The organism is Streptomyces flavofungini (assembly GCF_041028215.1).
GTDB classification, from domain to species: Bacteria; Actinomycetota; Actinomycetes; order Streptomycetales; family Streptomycetaceae; genus Streptomyces; species Streptomyces flavofungini_B.
This window is the reverse complement of sequence record NZ_JASKYR010000807.1, coordinates 1-3,279: the sequence shown is the minus strand read 5'-3', so window position 1 is coordinate 3,279 and position 3,279 is coordinate 1. Positions and strand designations below refer to the sequence as shown.

The 3,279-nt window shown below is 76.7% G+C and carries 1 protein-coding gene; it reads left to right on the top strand.

Annotated elements, in window-relative coordinates:
• Positions 1-3,279: KR domain-containing protein (locus tag AB8Z36_RS34765; protein WP_369217375.1), on the top strand; the 3,279-nt coding region annotated here is incomplete at both ends.

Below are 3,279 nucleotides of genomic sequence, written 5' to 3'. Positions count from 1 at the left end.
TCTACATCCCGACCCGCGCCACGCCCTGGCCCGAGGGGCGCGAGCGGGTGGCCGCCGTCAGCAGCTTCGGCATCGGCGGCACCAACGCTCACGTCATCGTGGAGGGGGACGCGGAGACCGCCTCCGCCCACGAAGGCGGTGAGACGCCGGGTTGCCTCGTGCTGTCCGCCTCCAGCGCCACGGCCCTCGCCCTCGACGCCGCACGGATCGCCGACCACCTCGGCCTGCGGCCCGAACGCCTTCCCTCCGTCCTGCGCCATCTCCAGGCCGGACGGGTCGCCCGCCGTCTGCGGGCGGCGGCACCCGTCACGGACGCCGCGTCCGCCGTGCGCTGGCTGCGTGCGGTGGCCTCGGGAGAGGTGCCGTACGGCCAGGCGTCCCCGGACCTCGCGCCGGTGACCGCCGCCGGGCGCACGGCCGACGACCTCGCCGAGGCGTGGACGGCCGGACGGACGGTCGAGTGGGCGGCAGGTCCCGCACCGGCTCCCTGGGACTTCCCGCCGCCGTCCTTCGCGCTGGCCGCGTACGACTTCGCCAGGGCTGCGGGGCCGGTGGACGCGTCCGGGGAGCCGGGAGCGCCGAGTGCCGGTGGTCCGGCGCGGCTGCCCCGGTCGCGGTGGCTGCACCAGCCGCACTGGGTCCGGCTGCGCCGTGCCGTGCCCGCGCGGCCCGCCGCGCCCGACGACCGTGCGCCCCTCGTGGTCGTGGTGGCCGCGCGGGGCCTGCCGGAGACCGCGTACACGCCCTTCGCGCAGGTGGCGTCACGTGTGGTGCGGGTGCACCCCGCCGCCGCCTTCGGCCGCGAGGGGGCCGACGTCTTCGCGGCCGACCCGGCCGACCCCGCGTCCCTGCGCCTCCTGCTCGACGCCCTGGCGGCCGACGGGCAGGGCGAGGGACCGGCCGAGGTGGAGTGGGTGCACGCGCTGCCGCTCGACGTGCGGGGACCGGTCTCTCCCGGCACCTTGGAACAGGCCCGCCACGCCTGCCTGGACACCACCGCCGCGCTGGCGAAGGCGGTGTCCGGCCGGGCCTGCACCCTGCGGGTGTGGTGGCTCTCCTACGGTGCCCGTCCCGTGACGGGACCGGTGCTCCGTCCCGAACTGGCCCTTCTCGCGGGACCGGTCGCGGTCGGCCCGCAGGAAGCAGCCTTGGCGGGCCACTGGCTCGATCTGCCCGACGCCGGTCTCGCCCGCTGGGCCGCGCCCGTCGCGGCGGCCGTCGCCGAGGCCCGCCGCCTCGCCCGCGACCCCGAGGCCCCGCCACTGCCACCGCAGCTCGGCCTGCGGCAGGGCTTCTGGTGGCAACCTGGCACCGCGCCCGTGACCCCGCCCTCCGGCTCGGCGTACGCGGGCCGCGCGGAGCCCGTCGCACCTGCCGGAGCCGACGCGGTCCACCTCGTGCTCGGCGGCACGGGCGGCATCGGCGCCACCGTCGCCGCCTGGCTGCTCGAACACACCGAGGGCCGGGTCCTGCTCCTGTCGCGCGCGCCGCGGGTGCCCGACGCCCTGACTCCCTGGGCCGACCGGGTCGGCCTCGTCACGGCGGATCTGGCGACCACGCCCGTCGAGGAGGTGGCGGCGCTCGTGGCCGGTCACACCTCGCGGCTCGACAGCGTGGTGCACGCGGCCGGTCTCGGCTTCGGCGGGCTGCTCGTACGGCGGGACGCCAAGGCGATGCGGGAGGCCGCCGCCGTCCGTGAGAACGGCGCACTCGTCGTGGAGCACCTGATCCGGGCCTGGCGACCGGAGCTCGCGGTCTACTGCTCCTCCATGTCGGCGCTGCTCGGTGGCGTCGGCCAGAGCGACTACGCGGCGGGGGCGAGCCTCCTGGACGGCTTCGCCCACCACCGCGCCGACGAGGCGGAGACGACCACCAGGATCGGCGTCAACTGGGACATCTGGCGGGACACCGGGATGGCGACCCGGGTCCCGCACCCGGACAGCCGCCACCAGGCGCATCTCGCGGTCGGGCTGACGGCCGAGGAGGGCAGACGGGTCTTCGCCGACGCCGTGTCCCTGCGGCTGCCGCAACTCCTCGTCTCCACGACCGACGTGGCGGAGTCCGCCGTCTTCTACGCCCCCGCCGCCGGGCGTCACGCGGACGCGTCCGCCGCGCGGGCCGGGTCCGCGATCGCTTCGGCGGGCTCCCCGGCTCCGGGCCACTCGGACCAGGCGGGCCACGCGGGCTTCGCGGGGGCCACCGCCACCGCCGCCACCGGCAGCTCGCCGAGCGCGGGCGGCGCGGTGGGCACGGGCGGCGCGGCGGAGCGGGCCGAGTCCCTGGCCCGCGTACTCCAGGATCTGCTGGGTGTGGACGGCCTGGATCCGCACGACTCGCTGTACGACCTGGGCGCCGACTCCCTGACCCTCCTCGACCTGATCGCCCGGATCGAGGAGGACCACGGCGTCGTCTGCGATCTGACGTCCTTCAGCCACCGGGTCAGTCTCAGCGAGATCCTCAAGCACATCGAGACAGCCCTCTCCCCCGCCGAACCGGCCCTCACCACCACCGCCACGGAGGCCGCTTCCCCGGTGCTCCTCGACATCTGGCAGAAGGGCACCGGCTCCGCCGTCCTGTGTGTCATTCACCCCGTGGGCGGCGACATCCATGCCTACCGGGCGCTGGTGGCGGCGCTCGGACCCGCGCCGACCGTGTGCCTCATCGCCGATCCCGGACTGCGCGACGCCGGCCTGCCCGCGTGGTCGCTGGCCGAGCGGGCCCGGCGCTACGACGCCGCGCTGCGAGAGCGCTTCGGCGGCACCGGACACCGTCTGCACCTGGCGGGGTGGTCCTTCGGCGCCCGGGTGGCCATGGAGATGGCCGCCCTCGCGGAGGCGGCCCGGGAGCCGGTGGACGGGCTCTATCTGCTCGATCCGCCGCCCCCGCGTGCGGACGCGCTGGTCACCGCCTACGACAGGAGCCACCTCGAAGCGGTGTTCACCGCCGAACTGGGCACCGGAGCCTCGCCTTCGTCGGCGGAGCACACGCAGGCGTACGCCGAGCGACTGGCCCGCTGCTGCCGGGGCAACCTGAGCAGTCTGGGCGAGCACCAGGTGCGCCCGCTGGCCTCGACCCCCACCTTCCTGTGGCTGGCCGACCGGCCCACGCCCGGTGTGCCCGCGCCCGGCGATCCGCGCGGGACGGCCCGGCAGTGGGACGCCTGCCTGCCCCCGTCGGCCGTGCGCCGGACGGTGCCCACCGACCACTACGGCATCGTCGCGCCACCCCATGTCCACGCGGTCGCCGCGACCATCGCGGCCACGTCGGCGGACCCCGCCC